The sequence below is a fragment of the Aquimarina sp. 433 genome, from assembly GCF_054054605.1.
The window spans coordinates 177,579-196,812 of record NZ_JBSWZK010000001.1; the positions used below are offsets into that span (position 1 = coordinate 177,579).

The window sequence follows — 19,234 nt, forward strand, 5'->3', positions numbered from 1 at the left end:
TGATTGATGAATGTTTATATTAATTATCTCTTTCTGCTACAGTTGTTTTAAGTTTTTCAAAACCAGTTTTTAGCGCTTCAAAAACCCGATCTTTAAATGACTCGTCCAATTCTGATTCTACGTCTAGAAGCAGTGCGGAAGCATTTACTGTATTAGATTGTAAAATTTGTTGTGTAGTAATTTCGTACTGAGCTTTTAGTAGTAAAGCCTCTATCTGTTCATCCGTAACCACTTTATTATTTTGTTCCAATTGTTCCACTTGTGCAACTATATCTGAAACTTTATTGTCAATAACTCCTTTATTTATCTCTAAAGCCTCTTCTATTTCTTTAATTGGATGAGTAATAACTTCTGATTTTTCTGCAATAACTATTTTTGTGTCTTCTTCGGAATTTTCATGTACCTTTTGTACAGATTCAATGGTAGCAATAGTAGACCGAAGGGATTTTTTATTCTGTATTCTTTCTTCTTTATTCTTCTTTGTAATTGGAGTATTGATTTCTTTCTCAATTGCTTCTGTTATCTCTTTATTAGCAATTATTTCCTCTTCTTTTAATGCATCAATATTAACTACATCTATATCTTCTGATTGTTTACTATCATTTTTTTCATTTGTAACCTCGACCATATGATTATTAGAAGGTTTTAAACTATCTGAAGAATTCGTAAAAAATGTGGTGGTCATTAAAACTCCTACTATACTAGCAGCTAGACCCATCCACCAATACTTCTTAACTTTTTTTTGCCCACTTTTTGCGTCAAGCTCTTGATCTAATCTTTCCCAAATCGCATCTGATGGTTGTATCGTGCGCTGTTCTAGCTTATCCTTTATATTATCTTCAAATTTTAACGGCGCCATTACTAATCATATTTTGTTGGTTTAACTTTTGCTGTAACACTTTTCTTGCTTTAAAGAGTTGAGATTTAGATGTACTAATGCTTATATCTAGCATTTCAGCAATCTCATTGTGTTTATATCCTTCTACAGCATATAATATAAACACCATTTTATACCCTTCTGGCAGACTATCAATTAGCTCTTGAATTTGCCCTACTCCTAGTTCTATATGTATATTATTCCAGGACTCTTCCTTATACATTGAAATATCCTCAGTAAAAACTAATTGCTTTTGCTTTCGTAAAAATGAAATAGACTCATTAATCATAATTCTCCGAATCCACCCTTCAAAACTTCCCTGAAAACTAAACTTCTTTAAATTCATGAATACTTTCAGAAATCCAGTTAGCATAACTTCTTCTGCATGATGAATATCTTTTATATAATATCTACACACGCTCAGCATTTTTGACGCATGCTTTTCATATATCTGATGCTGGGCATCACGATGCCCCTTTACAGCTTTCTTAATGAGTTGTGTTTCGCTTTTATAAAACTGAATAACTTTCAAAGTAAAATCAATTATTTAAGATCTTCTATATACATAGACGCAACAAAAATTAAAAAGGTTGTCTGAGATAATAAAAAATATATTTTTATTTCGACTCTTCAACATCATTTATAACCCACTGTAGTTCTTTATCTTCTGCAGTTACATAACTTTCTATAGGAACATCCGGTTTAATCCCATAACCATCTGGTTCAATAATATATGGAGCATTAATTTTTAGCAACCCTACACGCATATTTATTTTAGAATTAGGTAATTCTATTGGCGCATACACTCCAGCAACGGTTCCATTATATGCTCCACCTGTTTCTTCTCCTACAAAAGTTGCTCGTTTTGTTGCTTTTAAATGTGTAGAAAAAATACTGCTAGCGGAAAAACTTTCACCGTCGATTAAAACATAAATCTTACCCTTGTAATTATTCGGCTTAGGATCTCTTAATTTACTATATTTAAATTTAAAGTACGAATCTCCTTTTTCCTTTTTTACTTTAAACAGCTGATACACTGCTAACATAGGAGATAATAATGCAGCTGCTGTTTTGGTTGTTATTGATTTCGTATGGAAGTATGGATATAAAAAACTTAACCTTCCGGTCATTTTTGATTTTTCTATAAACACATATTCTTTATCTGCTACATAGGAATATAGATCATCAATTTCCGTTAATCTCCCTCCCAAATTACCTCTTAAATCTATTACTAAGTTTGTAGATTTTACAGAATCAATTTTAGCAAAACTCTCTTTATAAAACTCTTTATACCCGCCATTAGTAAAGCTCTTTATTTTCATATAGGCAATGGGCGTTTCGCTCTTTGACTTTAAGAAACTAAAATTCCTGTTATAATCATCTGTTCGCTTATTATATCCATATTTATTATTTTTCTTGTAGAGGTTTTTCCGAGCTTCTTTTGCTTTCTTTTTTTCTAATTTACTTAGTTTTTTCTTTACCTGCTTTATAGTATCACTTTTAACAGATGAGTCCTTCGCTTTATCATAACTAGCATATATATACTTTTGATAGAGGCTATCTTTAAACTTTAAATGCAATAAAACGCTATCTTTTCGCTTATGTGTATTCATATAAAAGAAACCGAAACGATTACCTATAAATTTTGGAATGAAAGTTTGGTTATATCCATCGCTAGCATGAAATGTTTTAAAAGAAGCTAAAAGGTCTTCTACTTTTTCATCTTCGAACGCAATAACTTCAGATCCTTTTATGATTGTAGTATCTCCTTTAAAAACCTTTTTCACATAAAGCTTATCTTGCGAACTCTGAAAAGAAAGTGAATTAAAAGGAGAATCTCTTTTTCCTTTCTCTTTGATGGACTCTTTGGTTTGCTTAACTGAAGGTGCTTGTATAGATAAATGTCCTTGTTTAATACTCGTAATAACAGGAGCGAATACTGTATAAAACTCTTTTGTAGTTAAGGGTTTTGTTAGCTCATCCTTTAGTTTATTTACCTTCCCATCTAATTCTTCCTGAGAAATATACCAGTATACATCTGGATGTAACTTTTTTAGTTTTTTATAAGCATACTCTACATCTTCTTTTAATTCTTCTGGACTATGTTTCTTACTTATTTGTTTATTATACTTCTCTACAGACCTACAACTTGATATCACTATTATAATAGCACTGTATAAAAATAGTTTTCTATTCATAAAACACGAATTGTTTAAGATTAAATGTATTTGATATTCTTTGAGAGAGACGATAATAACTCGTAAAAGTATCTCATCAAGGAAAATATTTTATAATTATCCTTGATCATCAAAACTAATACCAACTTTTATTTTTGATTAAAAAATTGGAGCAACCACCATCATACTCCAAGAAAGATAAAGAGAATTTCGATTATTTCTTCCTATCGATTACGTAGCTAACCATTAATTCTAGTGAAGACCTATACTCTGATTCTGGATACTCTGACAAGATCGTTAAAGCTTCTTCTTTAAATTGATGCATAATTTTGGTAGCATATTCTAACCCTCCACTAACCTTTACAAAGTCAATGACTTCTTTTACTCGCTTCTTATTCTTATTATGATTTTTAACAGAGTTGATAAGCCATTTCTTCTTCTCTTTTGTACAATGGTTTAAAGTATAGATCAATGGCAGTGTCATTTTTTGCTCTTTGATATCTATTCCTGTAGGCTTCCCAATAGCCGTATCGCCATAATCAAATAGATCATCCTTTATCTGAAAAGCCATTCCAATCAGTTCACCGAATTTTCTCATTTTTTCCACTGATTCAGATTCTGGCTCTACAGAACATGCTCCTACACTACAGCAAGCAGCAATTAATGTAGCTGTCTTTTGCCTAATAATCTCGTAATAGATATCTTCGGTAATATCAAGATTTCTAGCTTTTTCAATTTGCAAAAGTTCTCCTTCTACGATTTCTCTTACCGCAACAGAAATGATTTTCAACAAATCAAAATCATTATTATCAATACAGACCAACATTCCCTTTGATAACAGATAATCTCCTATAAGAACTGCAATTTTATTCTTCCAAAGTGCATTAATCGAGAAAAAACCTCTTCTACGATTAGAATCATCTACCACATCATCATGAACAAGACTTGCTGTATGTATAAGTTCTATAACTGAAGCTCCCCTGTAAGTACGTTCTTTGATTTCGCCTCCGGAAACCATTTTAGCAACAAGAAAAACAAACATTGGTCTCATTTGTTTTCCTTTTCTATTTACGATATAATGGGTAATTCTATTGAGTAAAGCAACATTAGAATACATGGATTGAGAAAACTTTTGTTCAAAAAGTTCCATCTCATCACTAATAGGCAGTTTTATTTGCTCAACGACTTTCAATCCGAGTTAGATTATTTTGTGTGTTAACTAGTTGCGAAGATAGTATAATCCGTATTGAGCATCAAAACACTTCATCAATAATTTATATGAAACGTTTATTTAAGATTTATTAGCCAACTGTCCGCAAGCTGCATCGATATCTTTCCCTCTACTTCTTCTTACATTTACGACAAACCCTTTCGATTCTAGAGCCTTTATATAATTATCGGTAGCGGCATTCGAAGCTTGTTGAAACTCTCCGTCATCTATAGGATTATATTCGATTAAATTTACTTTACAGGGAACATATGAACAAAATTGCACTAATGCATCTATATCTTTCTTAGCATCATTAATTCCCTTCCATACCACATATTCGTAGGTTATTCTACTTTTGGTTTTGCTATACCAATATTCCAAGGCTTCTCTTAGATCTTTAAGAGGAAAGTTTTCGTTAAATGGCATAATGGAGGTTCTTACACTATCAATTGCAGAATGTAGTGACACCGCTAATTTAAATTTAACTTCATCATCCGCCATTTTTTTAATCATTTTAGGGACTCCCGAAGTTGAAAGAGTAATTCGCTTTGGGGACATTCCAAGACCTTCTGAAGATGTAATTTTATCTATAGCTTTAAGAACATTATTGTAATTCATTAAAGGCTCTCCCATTCCCATAAATACAATGTTAGAAAGCGGTCGATTATGATATAGTCTACTTTCATTATCAATTGCTACCACTTGGTCATAAATCTCATCTGGATTTAGGTTTCGCATTCTTTTTAATCTTGCAGTAGCGCAAAAACGGCAATCTAAACTACATCCTACTTGTGATGAAACACAAGCCGTAGTCCTTGTAGGAGTTGGTATTAAAACAGATTCAACTACTAATCCATCGTGTAGTCTTACCGCATTCTTAATAGTACCATCGGTACTTCGCTGCATTTGATCTACTCGTATATGATTAATTACAAAGTGATCTTCTAAAATCTGTCTAGTTGATTTAGAAATATTGGTCATCTCATCGAAACTGTGAGCTCCTTTATTCCATAACCATTCATATACCTGATTCCCTCTAAACGCTTTATCTCCATTCTCCACAAAAAACTGACGTAATTGTTCTTTGGTAAGCGCTCTTATATCTTTTTTTTTCGGTTTCATTTCGTTACAAAAGTATGTAAAAGATAGGTGTATACCGAAAGCGATATAAACAATTTAAAAAGTATGGTTGATATGTAGTAATTTAGAATTTTACTGTTCGAAAATCCTCTCGATTATCTTTACGGGATGTTTTAACACGTTTCCATTGATGTACTCCGCCACCACCACGATATTTAACATTAAGTACATCTAAATCATCTTCATCTATCCAGATCTGACAATCTGATACTTTACCAGTTTTGATATCGGTAAAGAATCCATTGGTATACTTAAGATCATTTTTAAGTCTCAAATTTTTCAGAATTACTAATCCTTCCACGGGTTGGTTTTTATCATCTCCCTGACATTCATAGCACACTGCATCTCTTTCTGATTGACGTAACATTCGCTGAATAGATCCGAAAACTTTATTTTCAATCATATAAAGTTGCACAATATTAATTGCTACCCCAGTTTTTTTATCATAAGCTTTCCACTCGCCCAGAATTGGGTTTGCATCAAAAGAACCCAGTAAATCCTCTTTTAGTTGAGAATCAATTGGATTTTCTCCCAACCAAATTTTAAACAGCGCCTTTTTAAACTCTAAACAATCTCTTACAGCTCCTAATCGCTCCTTATTTTTGTAAAGAGTTAACTTTTTATCTTTAGTATAGACAATTTTAAAGATCTCGTACTTATTTATTTCTTTTGGAAGTAGCTTGATAAAATCTCTAATCTGATCTTCCATCAAATAACTATTACCATCTGTAGCTCTTTCTAAGCCATTTCTAATAATTTCTTTTAACTCATCATTAGAAATATCAGCTATAGTTTTTATGGTAAGAGCCATATTTTCATCCTTATTAGCTACCATTAGTCCATCATCAACACCATCCACTTCAAAATCTAAATATAATCCAATGGTATATAATTTTTCTCTTTCTCCAGCACCATTAAGCATTAACTCATGATTTTCGAATACATCGATATCATTATAATGAAGGTTACCAACTTTAGTTTGAGAAAACGAGAATAGGGTTACGAAAAGAAATACAATGTGTAATATTCTGCTCATAGGTTAACGTTTTTTGATTTAGGGTGCTTGCAAGAAACGATTAATTTTTAAAAAAGAAGAATCTACCATTAGCTCCTTTTACACTTTTCGACAAACAACCGAATTATTCGATATTCAACCACTTTTGTATTACGGTTTAACCGTAATTTTTGTCAAAAGCGCCGCAAAATAGTTATTTTTTATGAAACAAACATTATAACCCATTAATTTTAAGATTTATACAACATCTACTTGAATACATACTTTAATTTAGAATTAGGAAAAAAGTATATTATTTTGGATATATTATAAAAAAACCTCTGCCTTATCAATGTAAAGCAGAGGTTTTTTCTTACTTATTTAATAGCTTGTGCTTAGAGAATCAACATGGCATCTCCGTACGAATAAAACTTATATTCTTCTTTCACTGCTTGCTCATAAGCCTCTTTAATAAAATCATGACCTGCAAAAGCAGAAACCATCATTAACAAAGTAGACTTTGGTGTATGAAAATTAGTTATCATACTATTTGCTATACTAAAGTCATATGGAGGAAAAATAAACTTATTCGTCCAACCTCTAAATTCATTTAAAGTTTTATCCGAAGAAACAGAACTCTCTAAAGCTCTCATTACTGTAGTTCCAACAGCACAAATTCTTTGCTTATTAGCTATTCCTTGATTAATAGTTTCTGTAGCCTTTGCTGTAATATAAGCTTCTTCACTATCCATTTTATGCTTAGATAAATCTTCTACCTCTACAGGATTAAAAGTTCCTAAACCTACATGCAAGGTAATTTCTGCAAAATCTACTCCTTTTATTTCCAAACGCTTCATTAGATGTTTAGAAAAGTGTAATCCAGCAGTAGGAGCTGCAACAGCACCTTCATTTTTAGCATAAATTGTTTGATATCTTTCTTCGTCTTCTGGCTCTGCCTCTCTTTTGATATATTTTGGCAGAGGAGTTTCTCCTAAGTCTGTAAGTTTTTGTCTAAACTCGTCATAGGATCCATCATACAAAAATCTTAGCGTACGTCCTCTAGATGTGGTATTATCAATAACTTCAGCAACTAGACTTTCATCATCTCCAAAATATAATTTATTCCCTATTCTAATTTTTCGTGCTGGATCAACAAGTACGTCCCACAAGCGAGTTTCCGAATTTAATTCTCTTAATAAAAACACTTCAATTCTCGCACCAGTCTTTTCTTTATTTCCATATAATCTAGCTGGAAATACTTTTGTATTATTTAAAACCATAACATCATTAGGTTCAAAATAATCAATTAGATCTTTAAACTGTTTATGCTCTATGGTTTGATCTTTTCTATTAAGAACCATTAAACGTGCTTCATCCCTATTTTCTGAAGGGTATTCTGCTAATAATTCTTTTGGAAGGTCAAAGTTGAAATGTGATAACTTCATTAGTGTTTCTTTTTTAGGAGCAGCAAATATACAATCTGGATATAGGGGTTGTCAAGTAAATCAACAGATATATTTTTATTTACAGCACTTTAAAATCTAATTTCTTTAAATCATCCCAAAAATCAGGGTACGACTTGGACACTACATCCGCATCGTTAATACATAATGATTCTCTTAGAGCTAGTGGTGCAAAAGCCATAGCCATTCTATGATCGTGATAGGTATCTATAGCAATACCAGAATTAATTAACGTAGAAGCATTTAACCTTAAAGAATCATCAGTAATTGATACCTCACCTCCTAATTTTTCAATTTCGACTTTTAATGCTTCTAATCGATCAGTTTCTTTAATCTTTAGTGTATGCAAACCAGTAAGATAACAAGCTTTTCCTAGACCAAAACAGGTAACAGCGATTGTTTGTGCAATATCAGGAGAATTAGACAAATCTAATTCTAAGACCTGGGAACTATCGAAAGATTTGATCTTTTTAAGAGTAATCTTATTGTCTTTAAAAGTGGTTTCAACACCTAATCTTTTATATATTTCTGACAAAGAAGCATCTCCCTGATAACTATCTTGTTTATAACTTCCTAAAGTTACGTTCCCAAAGTCTGACAAGGCAACAATACTATAAAAATAAGATGCAGAACTCCAATCAGACTCCACTACCACAGTTTTTGGTGACACTATCTTTAAAGGCTCAATTTGAATTATATTATTCTCAAAACTCCCATTAATCCCAACATCCTTAAGCAAACTTAATGTCATGTTAATATAGGGTACAGAAGTTACTTTTCCTTCCAAAGTAATTTCTAATCCATTTGGCAAAGAAGAGGCTATCAGCATTAAAGCTGATATGTATTGACTACTTACATTTGCAGCTAGTGAAACTTTATGGCTTTCTGGATTTTTCCCTACTATTTTTATCGGTGGATATCCCTCATTTTTAACATAGGAGATATCACATCCTAATTGTCTTAAGGCATCTACCAATATTTTTATTGGTCTTTCTTGCATTCTTTTGCTACCAGTAAGCACTGTAGTCCGACCATTTTTTACGGCAAAGTATGCTGTTAAAAATCGCATTGCGGTACCTGCATGATGAATATCAATAAGTTCCTCATTACTAGCTAATGCAGCTCTCATTAGTCTAGAATCATCACTATTAGAGATATTATCTATTTCAATTTCTGGATAAAGAGATTGTAAAATCAACAACCTATTGGTTTCGCTTTTCGATCCAGTAATTTGTAGATTGTTATTCTTAATATTCGAAATATGGCTTAATTTCAAATTCATTTTATCGATTTGATTTGTGTTTTCTTAGTTCAAAATAATATCCCTGAATCATCCCGTAGGCAAGTCCTCCCACAGCCCTTGATATCAAATATCTCACCCATCGACCATTATTGATTTTATCATCCATAAAAGTATCAGAGGTAATCCCTCCATATTCCATAATATGTGTAACAAAACCAAGTAGTATCATCGCTATAAGTCCTAAACGCAATACAGTAATCCAATATCTTTTGGAAGATATAATTGTTTTAAACATTACTTTAATTTCTCGTTATTATGATGACGATCGTGATCTCTCTTTGTTTTAATATCCAGCTTTTTATCAAAAGCTTCCTGGAGATCCACTCCTGTTTGGTTAGCCAGACATAAAACTACAAACATTACGTCTGCAAGCTCTTCACCTAGGTCCTTATTTTTATCACTTTCTTTTTCACTTTGCTCTCCATATCTACGTGCTATAATTCTAGCAACTTCACCTACCTCTTCTGTAAGTTGTGCCATATTAGTAAGCTCATTAAAATAGCGAACTCCATGATTTTTGATCCAATCATCTACCGCTTTCTGGGCGTTTTGAATATTCATTTTATATCTTTTTAAGAACTATTTGCTCATTTTCTTTTTGTATCACTTGATTATAAAACTCCTTAATAGCAGGATAATAATTTGCTGGTATTACTGGAGCGGTGATCGTTTCATCGACCACGACCTGTATTATTCCATTTACAACATTTGATCTAAATGAGAATTTTCCAAGATTATCTGGTAATTTGAACGCTGAAGTTTTAGGACATTCAGCAACCGTATATCCATCAGGTATTTTAATATTCAACATGTACTTATTAGAAAAACCATATCCAAAGTCTACAGGGTATTTCCTATCATCAGATTTGAATATATTCTCTTTATCCCTCAAAAATAGTAAAGGTGAAAAGAATATTTCATCTTCTATCGCTTCAATTTGATCTTCTATCATAAAATTAAATTTTTCACTTATGCCTTTTCCATAAGCTTTCATACCTTTTACAGTATACTCATCCAATTCAGATATCCCATATTCTTTTTGAAAACGTTGTGCTCTACTTTGATCATCTTTAGCACCATTATCTACTCTAAAATCATGTGCTAAATAATCTCTATAGTTGACGTTCATTTTTCCCTTTGCTACTCCTTGATCATCAATCTCACATTGTACTCGATATGCCATAACTGATGGAGCTTCTGGTCTAAAGTCAACCATTTCTGAAGTCCCATTTTTGGCAATCACCCTTCCCATACCCTTTATAATGCGTTTTGATAAAATATTAGGCATACCATATTTATCCGTAGCATCTAAATATATCAATCCTCCATCTGGTAGTTTTATTCGCGTGATCACATAATTAAATCCGTCGATTGTTGGAAATAGAGGGATGGCAACATCACTTGTACTACAAATTACAGGATTGGCATTTATACCAGCATATGTAAGCATGGAAGTTAGCATAAGATTTATCTCAGAAACACTTCCGGTACTTTCTTTGTAAGCCTTTTTCACTCCGTCATTTACAAAAACCCCTCTTCTCTTATTCCAAGACATTTTTTGTTTTACAAAATCATAAATTTTCATAGCCTTATCCAATGGTTTTGAAACACCACCAAGTAATTGGTCAACATCATCCTTGTAATAATTAACTTTCTTTAGCTCTGCTCCGAAATTCTGGCTATCATAAATTGTCTTAGACACGTCTTCCCAGGTAGTAGACCGATAATCTATTGGACTATTAGGATATTTCACATAAGACAATTCATAATTAATAGAAGAAATATAATTTGTAATATTTCCTGAATAAGGTTCTACTTTAAATGCTGGTATATTTTCAGAGCTAATTGTATTAATATTAACCCTGTAATCAACATTATTATTAGAATATTTTGTATTTCTTCCTAACGCACTAACACCACTTGATCTACTTTTCGAGGTTAAATTAATAACATCTTGCGCACTGGATTCTTTCAAATTAATTGGCAAATAACCTGTTGTCAACTTTTTAAAATTAAAGAATTCCGGCATTTTTACACTTACATCCATTTTTCTAATTGGAATTTGACGTTGTAAATAAATTCTATCTATACTATAAACAAAAGGAGATGTTATCTTGTACTTGTACTCAATCACTGATCCTTCTTGTAATGATGGCATTGTGAACTTTATCTGGTCTCTGTTCTCGGAATACTCATTTTTAAATATCCCATCTTTCTTCAATTTTGTTTCAACGATTCTATCGTTTACAATAGAATAAGTTACTCCCTTAAGATTACTTATTTTCTCTTTATCTCCATTGTTTTTATAAAGTAGCAATTCTGTAGTAGCATAATCAAACCCTTCTTTATTATACAGCTTTACCCTTTTGAAAACTTCCGTGATCAGCTGAAAACCATTTTGTTGATTAAAATCAAAACGTATTTTTTTACTCTCATATAACACTGCTGCATTGGCTGAGCTGTCAGATGAATATGATTTTTCTAGTAACTCTTCTTTAGAAACTTTTCCAAATTTATATTCTTGTGCCCACGAATTCAAAGATATGAACAGTAAAGCGACTACTGTAATTTTAAATAATTTCCCCATGTTTAGTTGATTAGTTTTATTGTTGTTTAAGTACTATTTTCGTTTTGTCTGCATTTCTAATTTTAGACATAAACTGTCTATATTCTTCATACTTTTCCTTAGGATATGTCCCATCGCTTATCTTTAAAGCTCTGGTATACTTAAGAGTTGATTCATCAATACGCTCAATGTTACAGGAATAACTCCCAAAAATGCTCTCAAATGTTTTTTTCTCTGGAAGCTTACTAAAACCATATCCTGCGGGAATTTTAATTTCATATTCGTCTTTATCTTCATATCCCCTTGAAATCACCAAAGGTGTTTTTCTGTTTGCATACTTAGGTTTTTTACTTTTAATCCTATTGAAAAAATTAGGAATTATTAACAACCTACTACCCGCCTTAGTCGCATAGTTTCTAGCATTAATCTTTACTTTTTCTTGGTAGATTATATTATTTTTATCATCGATAAGTTCTACATCCAGGATATTTAAATTGTTTATATAATCCCAATATTCCTTAAAATAAAGTTTTTGATCTTTTATAGATTTGGTCTTAGTTAAATATCTCCAATCATATTGCAATCCTTCAGAAGTAGAAACTACATCTGCAGTTATTGAAGCATCTTCTTGTAAGAAAACTGTAGCCTTTGTATGAAGCGTATTTTCTTCCGGTTGATATTTTTTTGTTCTTTTAATTTCTCCTCCGTCGGGCTTAACAACAAGTACATTCCTATCATCTGTAAAATCACCAATGAAGTTGAATGGAGCGGTTTGACTTGTACACTCTAACCAAATATCTCCTTGTTCATCAGGAATATTTAATATCGCATGATTACCTTGCATAGAAGCAAAGTCTGCATCTATATCTCTTTTATCAGAATCTCCGTATACCACGGTGTAATAAGAAGTAATATCCTGAGATTCCAAAAGAGCTTTGGTATAATTGGTTAGTGCTTTACAATCTCCATACCCTAACCGATCTACATCTTCGGCTTTCATTGGCATCCATCCACCAATTCCTAACTGTACACTGATATATCTGGTTTTACTTTGTACAAATTCATAAATAAGTTTTGCTTTTTCTTTATTGGATTTTGCATCAGCTACTAATTCCGAAACTTTTTGAATAACTGAATCCGGTAATTCACCTCTTCCAGAAACCAAATTCTTGTATTGCCATGCTCCCATACTTTGCCAATCGTTAGCAGATCCATCAACGTTGACTAAAGAAAAATCCCCAAGCGTTACTTTTCCCATAGGAACCAACTCTCCGAAGGAAGGACTTCTATATTCTTTGGTAAGTGCCGGTACTTTTGATAATTTATAAGATATTTCCTGATCTCCTTTTAGTAATTCAATTGGATATCCTTCAAAAGATTTTTCCTTTGTTCTAAGCGGAATTTTTTTCGGATTAATAATTTTGTATGAAGCTTTTTCAACACTAAGATTATAGTTAGATATTGGAACCCAAGGCTCTATAAAAGCTGAATTTTTAGTTTCCACTTCACTTTGATAAACTAAAGTATACGGATAATCAACAGGAGTATAATCGAAATAGATATAACGATTATCTCCAATTAATGAAAAACCATCATACATGCTTCGATCACTAAAATCTTTCCTCTTAAACTTTTTAATTTCCTCTCCTAAAGAATTATAAACTAAAGCTTTTACATTTTTTATTTTCGTTTGAGGATCATATGGCTCATAATAATCTGCATATTTTTCACCGTATTTATTTAAAACAGTAACTACTCTTCTAGTTTTTACAACTACAGAATTAACCGAATTAATTTCTATCACGATATCCTCTGACCTAACAATAGCGTTGGCATTTGCTGTAAGGGTAGAATCTAAAAGTACCGACTGTAATTCAAAATTTTCTTGACAATTAATTTCCGAAAAGACACATAGACATAGGACAACTAGAAGTTGTTGTATTTTTTGAAACATATTTATCTTATTCTGGGGTAGTTATTATTCTTTATTCTTAGTATCAATAATGATTGTAACGGGTCCATCATTAAGCAGAGATACCTTCATATCAGCCCCAAATTGACCAGTCCCAACGTTTTTTCCTAAATCTTTTTCGAATTGTTTTACAAATTCTTCATACAGTGGAATTGCTTTCTCTGGTTTTGCAGCTTTAATAAAACTAGGCCTATTTCCTTTCTTTGTACTTGCATATAGTGTAAATTGACTTACTACTATGGCATTCCCACCTACATCTACAACACTCTGATTCATCATACCTTTATCATCTCCGAAAATTCTTAATCTGCTTATTTTTCCAGATAACCAATCAATATCCTCTTTTGTATCTTCATCTTCTATACCTAATAAAACCAAAAGACCTAACTTAATTTCTGAGATTTTCTCTTGATTTACGGTAACAGAAGCTTCCGATACTCGTTGGATTACTGCTTTCATAATAGTATGTGTCAAATTGGAAGGAAATGTTACCCTAAAAACTTAAAAAATTATTCTTCGTTATAATTATTTTTTCGGTAGTGCTCATCTTCGCCCTCTAAAATCTGTAGATAACTTTTGTAACGGGACCAGGCAATTTCTTCATTTTCTAATGCTTCTTTTACTGCACACTTTGGTTCATTGATATGAAGACAATTATTAAACTTACATTGTTGTTTAAGCTCAAAAAACTCTGGAAAATAATCTCCGACTTCTTCTTTTTCCATATCTACAATACCGAATCCTTTAATACCAGGTGTGTCGATAATTTTAGCATCGAAACTAAGATCATACATCTCTGCGAAAGTGGTAGTATGTTGACCTTGTTGATGTTGATCACTAATCTCTGCTGTTTTTAAAGACAAATTGGGCTCTATAAGATTAACCAATGTAGATTTACCAACACCGCTATGACCAGAAAACATACTAGTATTTCCTTTCATTAACTCTTTAACTTTATCGACATTCTTGCCAGTTTTTGCAGAAATTCCAATACAATCGTATCCTATCTCCCTGTATAGTGCTGCAAGATATTTTATCTCTACAAGTTCATCCTGGTTATAAGTATCTATTTTATTAAACAACAACACAGCCTTGATATCGTACGCTTCTGCAGTAACTAAAAATCGATCTATGAACGCAGTAAAGGTTGGAGGATTATTAAGAGTAACTAATAAAAAAACCACATCAATGTTTGAGGCAATGATGTGGGTTTGTTTGGATAAGTTCACCGATTTTCTGATAATATAATTTCGGCGTTCTCTAATATTCTCAATAACACCAGTCTCTCTGTCATTTTTAGTTTCCAACTTAAAATCAACTACATCTCCAACAGAAACCGGGTTGGTACTTTTAATACCTTTGATCCTAAATTTACCCTTTATACGACATTCGTACACAGCACCTTCTTCCGATTTAACGGTATACCAACTTCCAGTAGATTTATATACAGTTCCTGTCATAAACGCAAAGATGCAAATAAATCTCTATTCCAAAGAGCTAATATTCATATTTAAGACTTCGCTACCTTTTTTTGATGATTGATTGACTCTTGGTGAATAGCTTTGTAAATTCTTAAAATAAATTCTTCGCTTAATCCTTTTTCTTCTCCTTCAAGAATCATTTTTCCTAAAATTTCATTCCAACGCTTGGATTGCAGGATCGCTACATTTTGCTTTGCTTTTGCTTTTCCTATTTCGTCAGAAATTTTCATTCTCTTTGATAACACATCTAATAGTTGATTATCCGCTACGTCGATTTTTGCTCTCAACTCACTTAATGTCTTCTGGTAAGACTCGTCTACGCCTACTTCTTTACGAATTTTTAAATCTTTCATATGCTGAATTAAAGTATCTGGTGTAATTTGTTGCGCGGCATCACTCCATGCATTGTCTGGATCATAGTGAGTTTCTACTATAAGTCCGTCAAAATTAAGATCTAGTGCTGTTTGCGAAAGGTCAAAAATCAAATCTCTCCTTCCTGCTATATGAGAAGGATCTAAAATTAATGGAAGATCAGGAAAACGATTTTGAAGATCAATTGGAATCTGCCATTCAGGAATATTTCTATATTTCGTTTTTTCATAGGTCGAAAAACCTCTGTGAATTACTCCTAAATTTTTCACATCTGCAGTATAAAAACGTTCTACCGCACCCAACCATAGCGAAAGATCAGGATTGATAGGATTTTTGATCAATACTGGATTATCAATTCCTTTACAAGCATCTGCAATATCCTGAACAATAAAAGGTGACACTGTACTTCTTGCCCCTATCCAAAGAACATCTACTCCATGCTCTAATGCTAATTCTACATGATGTGGGTTTGCCACTTCGGTAGCAATCTTCATCCCTGTCTCTTCTTTGGCACGTTGTAACCATTTTAATCCTAAAGCACCAACTCCTTCAAAATTTCCTGGTCTTGTGCGAGGTTTCCAGATTCCCGCTCTAAGTACAGTTGCGTCAGAATCTTTAAGTTGATGTGCGATTTTCACTACTTGCTCTTCAGTTTCAGCACTACAAGGACCTCCAATCACCAAAGGATGATCCAAATTATATGCATCTAACCAGTTTCTAAGTTCTTTCTTATTCTCCATTTCTATTTTTTATACTGTTTTAATTTTACGTTTTTCGTGGGTTATAGTTGTTAAGATATTCCTTTTAGAATAGCTTTTATATGATTTGTATCTTCCATTTCCTTATATATTTCAACAAAATTATCCTCTTCCATTAATTCTTTAAACTGCGTCAGATTTGCAATATATTCTGTTAATGTTTCTATGACATTTTCTTTATTATGTCTAAAAATTGGGGTCCACATTTCTGGTGAACTTTTTGCTAAACGAACTGTAGAGGCAAAACCACTACCTGCCATGTCAAATATGTCTCTCTCGTTTTTTTCCTTTTCAATTACCGTCTTTCCTAGCATAAACGAACTAATATGGGATAAATGCGAAACATACGCTATATGTTTATCATGCGAAGCAGGATCCATATATCGAATTCTCATTCCTAATCTGTTAAAAATCTCCATACCACGTTCTTGCAATTTAAAGGCTGTTTTTTCCACCTCACAAATGATATTTGTTTTTCCTCTATAAAGGTTTGCTATCGCTGCTTGCGGTCCTGAAAACTCAGTCCCTGCAATGGGGTGTGCTGCTAAATAATTTCTTCTTTTTGGATGATCTTCTACCGAAGTACATAACTTCTTTTTGGTAGAACCTACATCAAAAACGAGACATTCATCATTAATTTTATCCAAAATTTTTGGCAGTAGCTTCACTGTAACATCTACGGGAACGGATACAATTACCACATCAGCTTCATCTAATTCATCAAAAGTTGATTTTTCATCAATGATTCCTAGAGAAATCGCTTTGTCTAAATGCTGCTCATTTTTATCGACACCATAGAGTTTAGCTTCATTAAAAGCTGCTCTAATATCTATAGCAAACGACCCGCCTATTAACCCTATTCCAATTACAAATACCCTCATTCTATATACAAATTACGATTTTTGATGTACGATATTATTATTCGCAAATTGTGTTTGTTTTTTCTCAAATCGTTCAATTGCTTCTTTTATATTTTCTTTATTAACGCATAACGAAAAACGAATATATCCTTTACCATTACTCCCAAAAATATCTCCAGGAGTTATAAACACACTGTTTTCATACAATATATGATCAATAAATTCTACTGCATCGATTCCTTCTGGCAATTTCGCCCACACAAACATTCCGGTTGCTGTTTTATCAAATGAACAACCTAATAATGAAGCTAGTTCCCATATTAATTTTCGTCTTTCTTTATAGATAGCATTTATCTCATCATACCAATCATGCGATAGTTTCAATGCTGCAATAGCTCCTTTTTGAATACCTAAAAACATACCACTATCCATATTGCTTTTGACCTTAAGGATTGCTTCAATTTTATCCTGACTTCCAGTTACCACTCCTACTCGCCATCCAGCCATATTAAAGGTCTTACTTAGAGAATTTAACTCTAGTGCTACATCTTTCGCACCTTCTATAGATAAAATGCTAGTCGGATTATCGTTTAATATAAAGCTATACGGATTATCGTTTACCAATAGTATATGATTCTTTTTTGCAAAAGCAATTAATTTTTTAAGAGTCTCTACACTACCCGAAGCTCCTGTTGGCATATGAGGGTAATTAATCCACATAATCTTAACTCTGCTTAGATCCTTTTTTGATAACAACTCTAAATCCGGTTCCCAATTATTAGCTTCTTTTAGATCATAAAATAATGGTTCTGCACCTACCAAATTTGTAACAGATGTATAGGTAGGATATCCAGGATTAGGCACCAATACCTGATCACCTTCATTAAGATAAGCTAATGAAATATGCATAATTCCTTCTTTAGAACCCATTAAAGGCAAAATCTCATTTTCAGGATTTAATGCTACTCCATAGTTAGTATTATAAAAATTGGCAAAAGCCATTCTAAGTTCTGGAACACCCTGATAACTCTGGTATTTATGTGCACCATCTTGCAATACTGTTGTCTGTATAGCTTCTACAACTTCTTTTGGAGGGTCCAAATCAGGACTTCCAATAGCCATGTTTAAAATCGGCTTTCCTGAAGCCGCCAGTGCCCTAACTTCACGCAACTTTTTAGAGAAATAATATTCCTCTATCGTTTCTAACCGTTTTGCTGTTTGAATACTCATCCGTTCTGATTTTTATATTCTCCTAGTATTTTTAATTCCAAAGCCATAATCTTTAATATAGAAATAGCTTTTTGATATTCTTCATATTTATCAAACGTTACATCCACAAAAAAGGAATACTTCCATGGCATATCAATAACTGGTAATGACTGAATTTTAGTAAGATTCAGTCTGCAATCGCTCATAACGTTAAGTACTGTAGCCAAACTACCTCTTTTGTGATCTGTAAGAAATTTTAATGATGCTTTATTGATTTCCTTACTATCCAAGCCAGAGCTTTCATCTGTATTGAGAATAAAAAATCTGGTACTATTTGTCTTTATAGTTTGAATATTTTTTGCTAAAATTTCCAAATCATAAATTTTAGCTGCGGTTTCTCCTGCAACTGCCGCTATACCTCTTAACTTCTGCTCTTGAATTCTTTTGGCCACATCAGCCGTATCGGCATCTTCGACCAACTTAATATGAGAGTGTTTACGAAAAAAATCTTTACACTGAAGCAAAGCCATAGGATGAGAATATACTTCTTTAATATCAGAAATTTCCTGATTTCCCAATGCCATTAAACAATGATGAATTGGCTGAAAATATTCTCCACAAATGGTTAAATCATGTTCATCAATGTAGGCATAATTAGGAATAATTGATCCCGCGATAGAGTTTTCGATCGCCATCACTGCATCGGTACTTTTCTTATTTTCTAAGCTGTGCACTAACTCCTGAAATGACATGCATTCGTGAACATCAATCTCATTACCAAAGTATGCCTGTGCCACTCCATGGTGATACGAACCTTTTATTCCTTGTATGGCAACTCTCTTACTCAAACGT

General features: G+C 32.6%; 18 protein-coding genes. All 18 read right to left on the reverse strand.

Annotation, left to right across the window (positions count from 1 at the left end):
- Nucleotides 1-19: 19 nt before the first annotated feature.
- The 18 genes from ACWNT5_RS00825 to ACWNT5_RS00910 all read right to left on the reverse strand — a co-directional run bounded on the left by ACWNT5_RS00825 (nucleotide 20) and on the right by ACWNT5_RS00910 (nucleotide 19,230).
- The gene (locus ACWNT5_RS00825; protein ID WP_456516328.1) at nucleotides 20-859 is read right to left on the reverse strand and encodes a hypothetical protein; all 840 of its coding nucleotides are present in this window, start codon (nucleotides 857-859) and stop codon (nucleotides 20-22) included.
- On the reverse strand, nucleotides 840-1,409 hold the full coding sequence (locus ACWNT5_RS00830; protein WP_456516329.1) for an RNA polymerase sigma factor: 570 nt from the start codon (nucleotides 1,407-1,409) through the stop codon (nucleotides 840-842). The genes ACWNT5_RS00825 and ACWNT5_RS00830 overlap by 20 nt, the downstream gene beginning before the upstream one ends.
- A gap of 85 nt (nucleotides 1,410-1,494) precedes the next feature.
- Nucleotides 1,495-3,075: a S41 family peptidase gene (locus ACWNT5_RS00835; protein ID WP_456516330.1), complete on the reverse strand. Its 1,581-nt coding sequence runs from the start codon at nucleotides 3,073-3,075 to the stop codon at nucleotides 1,495-1,497.
- A 193-nt stretch (nucleotides 3,076-3,268) separates the two neighbouring features.
- Nucleotides 3,269-4,246 (reverse strand): polyprenyl synthetase family protein, encoded by a 978-nt coding sequence (locus ACWNT5_RS00840; protein WP_299603055.1) that lies wholly within the window; start codon nucleotides 4,244-4,246, stop codon nucleotides 3,269-3,271.
- 99 nt (nucleotides 4,247-4,345) lie between these two features.
- Nucleotides 4,346-5,386, reverse strand: coding sequence for a 23S rRNA (adenine(2503)-C(2))-methyltransferase RlmN (rlmN, locus tag ACWNT5_RS00845; RefSeq protein WP_456516331.1), 1,041 nt, complete (start codon nucleotides 5,384-5,386; stop codon nucleotides 4,346-4,348).
- Nucleotides 5,387-5,468: 82 nt separating this feature from the next.
- On the reverse strand, nucleotides 5,469-6,440 hold the full coding sequence (locus ACWNT5_RS00850; RefSeq protein ID WP_456516332.1) for a chalcone isomerase family protein: 972 nt from the start codon (nucleotides 6,438-6,440) through the stop codon (nucleotides 5,469-5,471).
- Nucleotides 6,441-6,793: 353 nt separating this feature from the next.
- Nucleotides 6,794-7,843, reverse strand: a complete 1,050-nt coding sequence (gene queA / locus ACWNT5_RS00855; protein WP_299603064.1) for a tRNA preQ1(34) S-adenosylmethionine ribosyltransferase-isomerase QueA — start codon at nucleotides 7,841-7,843, stop codon at nucleotides 6,794-6,796.
- A 79-nt stretch (nucleotides 7,844-7,922) separates the two neighbouring features.
- Nucleotides 7,923-9,143 (reverse strand): 3-phosphoshikimate 1-carboxyvinyltransferase, encoded by a 1,221-nt coding sequence (locus ACWNT5_RS00860; RefSeq protein ID WP_456516333.1) that lies wholly within the window; start codon nucleotides 9,141-9,143, stop codon nucleotides 7,923-7,925.
- 1 nt (nucleotide 9,144) lies between these two features.
- Entirely contained in the window at nucleotides 9,145-9,399 is a 255-nt protein-coding gene (locus ACWNT5_RS00865) for a hypothetical protein (protein ID WP_299603070.1), read from the reverse strand.
- Complete coding sequence (locus ACWNT5_RS00870) at nucleotides 9,399-9,725, reverse strand: nucleotide pyrophosphohydrolase (RefSeq protein ID WP_299603073.1); 327 nt, start codon at nucleotides 9,723-9,725, stop codon at nucleotides 9,399-9,401. Before ACWNT5_RS00870 ends, ACWNT5_RS00865 begins: the two co-directional genes overlap by 1 nt.
- Before the next feature lies 1 nt (nucleotide 9,726).
- On the reverse strand, nucleotides 9,727-11,751 hold the full coding sequence (locus tag ACWNT5_RS00875; protein ID WP_456516334.1) for a transglutaminase domain-containing protein: 2,025 nt from the start codon (nucleotides 11,749-11,751) through the stop codon (nucleotides 9,727-9,729).
- Between the two features lie 16 nt (nucleotides 11,752-11,767).
- Nucleotides 11,768-13,684 (reverse strand): DUF3857 domain-containing protein, encoded by a 1,917-nt coding sequence (locus ACWNT5_RS00880; protein WP_456516335.1) that lies wholly within the window; start codon nucleotides 13,682-13,684, stop codon nucleotides 11,768-11,770.
- A 24-nt stretch (nucleotides 13,685-13,708) separates the two neighbouring features.
- Nucleotides 13,709-14,161, reverse strand: a complete 453-nt coding sequence (dtd, locus tag ACWNT5_RS00885) for a D-aminoacyl-tRNA deacylase (RefSeq protein ID WP_299603080.1) — start codon at nucleotides 14,159-14,161, stop codon at nucleotides 13,709-13,711.
- Nucleotides 14,162-14,211: 50 nt separating this feature from the next.
- Nucleotides 14,212-15,162, reverse strand: coding sequence for a ribosome small subunit-dependent GTPase A (rsgA, locus tag ACWNT5_RS00890; protein WP_299895393.1), 951 nt, complete (start codon nucleotides 15,160-15,162; stop codon nucleotides 14,212-14,214).
- 50 nt (nucleotides 15,163-15,212) lie between these two features.
- Entirely contained in the window at nucleotides 15,213-16,295 is a 1,083-nt protein-coding gene (locus ACWNT5_RS00895) for a bifunctional 3-deoxy-7-phosphoheptulonate synthase/chorismate mutase type II (protein ID WP_299603086.1), read from the reverse strand.
- 50 nt (nucleotides 16,296-16,345) lie between these two features.
- Nucleotides 16,346-17,194, reverse strand: a complete 849-nt coding sequence (locus ACWNT5_RS00900) for a prephenate dehydrogenase (protein WP_456516336.1) — start codon at nucleotides 17,192-17,194, stop codon at nucleotides 16,346-16,348.
- A 12-nt stretch (nucleotides 17,195-17,206) separates the two neighbouring features.
- Complete coding sequence (locus tag ACWNT5_RS00905) at nucleotides 17,207-18,403, reverse strand: pyridoxal phosphate-dependent aminotransferase (protein ID WP_456516337.1); 1,197 nt, start codon at nucleotides 18,401-18,403, stop codon at nucleotides 17,207-17,209.
- Nucleotides 18,400-19,230 carry a prephenate dehydratase gene (locus ACWNT5_RS00910; protein WP_299895385.1) on the reverse strand — a complete coding sequence of 277 codons (831 nt, stop codon included), beginning with the start codon at nucleotides 19,228-19,230 and terminating at the stop codon, nucleotides 18,400-18,402. Before ACWNT5_RS00910 ends, ACWNT5_RS00905 begins: the two co-directional genes overlap by 4 nt.
- Between the last annotated feature and the right edge of the window lie 4 nt (nucleotides 19,231-19,234).

Excerpts from the sequence above, each read along its gene's own strand:
- ACWNT5_RS00825 (WP_456516328.1), bottom strand. The coding sequence starts at position 859 with ATGGCGCCGTTAAAATTTGAAGATAATATAAAGGATAAGCTAGAACAG.
- ACWNT5_RS00900 (WP_456516336.1), bottom strand. The coding sequence starts at position 17,194 with ATGAGGGTATTTGTAATTGGAATAGGGTTAATAGGCGGGTCGTTTGCT.
- ACWNT5_RS00905 (WP_456516337.1), bottom strand. The coding sequence starts at position 18,403 with ATGAGTATTCAAACAGCAAAACGGTTAGAAACGATAGAGGAATATTAT.
- queA (WP_299603064.1), bottom strand. The coding sequence starts at position 7,843 with ATGAAGTTATCACATTTCAACTTTGACCTTCCAAAAGAATTATTAGCA.
- ACWNT5_RS00870 (WP_299603073.1), bottom strand. The coding sequence starts at position 9,725 with ATGAATATTCAAAACGCCCAGAAAGCGGTAGATGATTGGATCAAAAAT.
- ACWNT5_RS00895 (WP_299603086.1), bottom strand. The coding sequence starts at position 16,295 with ATGGAGAATAAGAAAGAACTTAGAAACTGGTTAGATGCATATAATTTG.
- rlmN (WP_456516331.1), bottom strand. The coding sequence starts at position 5,386 with ATGAAACCGAAAAAAAAAGATATAAGAGCGCTTACCAAAGAACAATTA.
- rsgA (WP_299895393.1), bottom strand. The coding sequence starts at position 15,162 with ATGACAGGAACTGTATATAAATCTACTGGAAGTTGGTATACCGTTAAA.
- ACWNT5_RS00880 (WP_456516335.1), bottom strand. The coding sequence starts at position 13,684 with ATGTTTCAAAAAATACAACAACTTCTAGTTGTCCTATGTCTATGTGTC.
- dtd (WP_299603080.1), bottom strand. The coding sequence starts at position 14,161 with ATGAAAGCAGTAATCCAACGAGTATCGGAAGCTTCTGTTACCGTAAAT.
- ACWNT5_RS00865 (WP_299603070.1), bottom strand. The coding sequence starts at position 9,399 with ATGTTTAAAACAATTATATCTTCCAAAAGATATTGGATTACTGTATTG.
- ACWNT5_RS00850 (WP_456516332.1), bottom strand. The coding sequence starts at position 6,440 with ATGAGCAGAATATTACACATTGTATTTCTTTTCGTAACCCTATTCTCG.
- ACWNT5_RS00835 (WP_456516330.1), bottom strand. The coding sequence starts at position 3,075 with ATGAATAGAAAACTATTTTTATACAGTGCTATTATAATAGTGATATCA.
- ACWNT5_RS00860 (WP_456516333.1), bottom strand. The coding sequence starts at position 9,143 with ATGAATTTGAAATTAAGCCATATTTCGAATATTAAGAATAACAATCTA.
- ACWNT5_RS00875 (WP_456516334.1), bottom strand. The coding sequence starts at position 11,751 with ATGGGGAAATTATTTAAAATTACAGTAGTCGCTTTACTGTTCATATCT.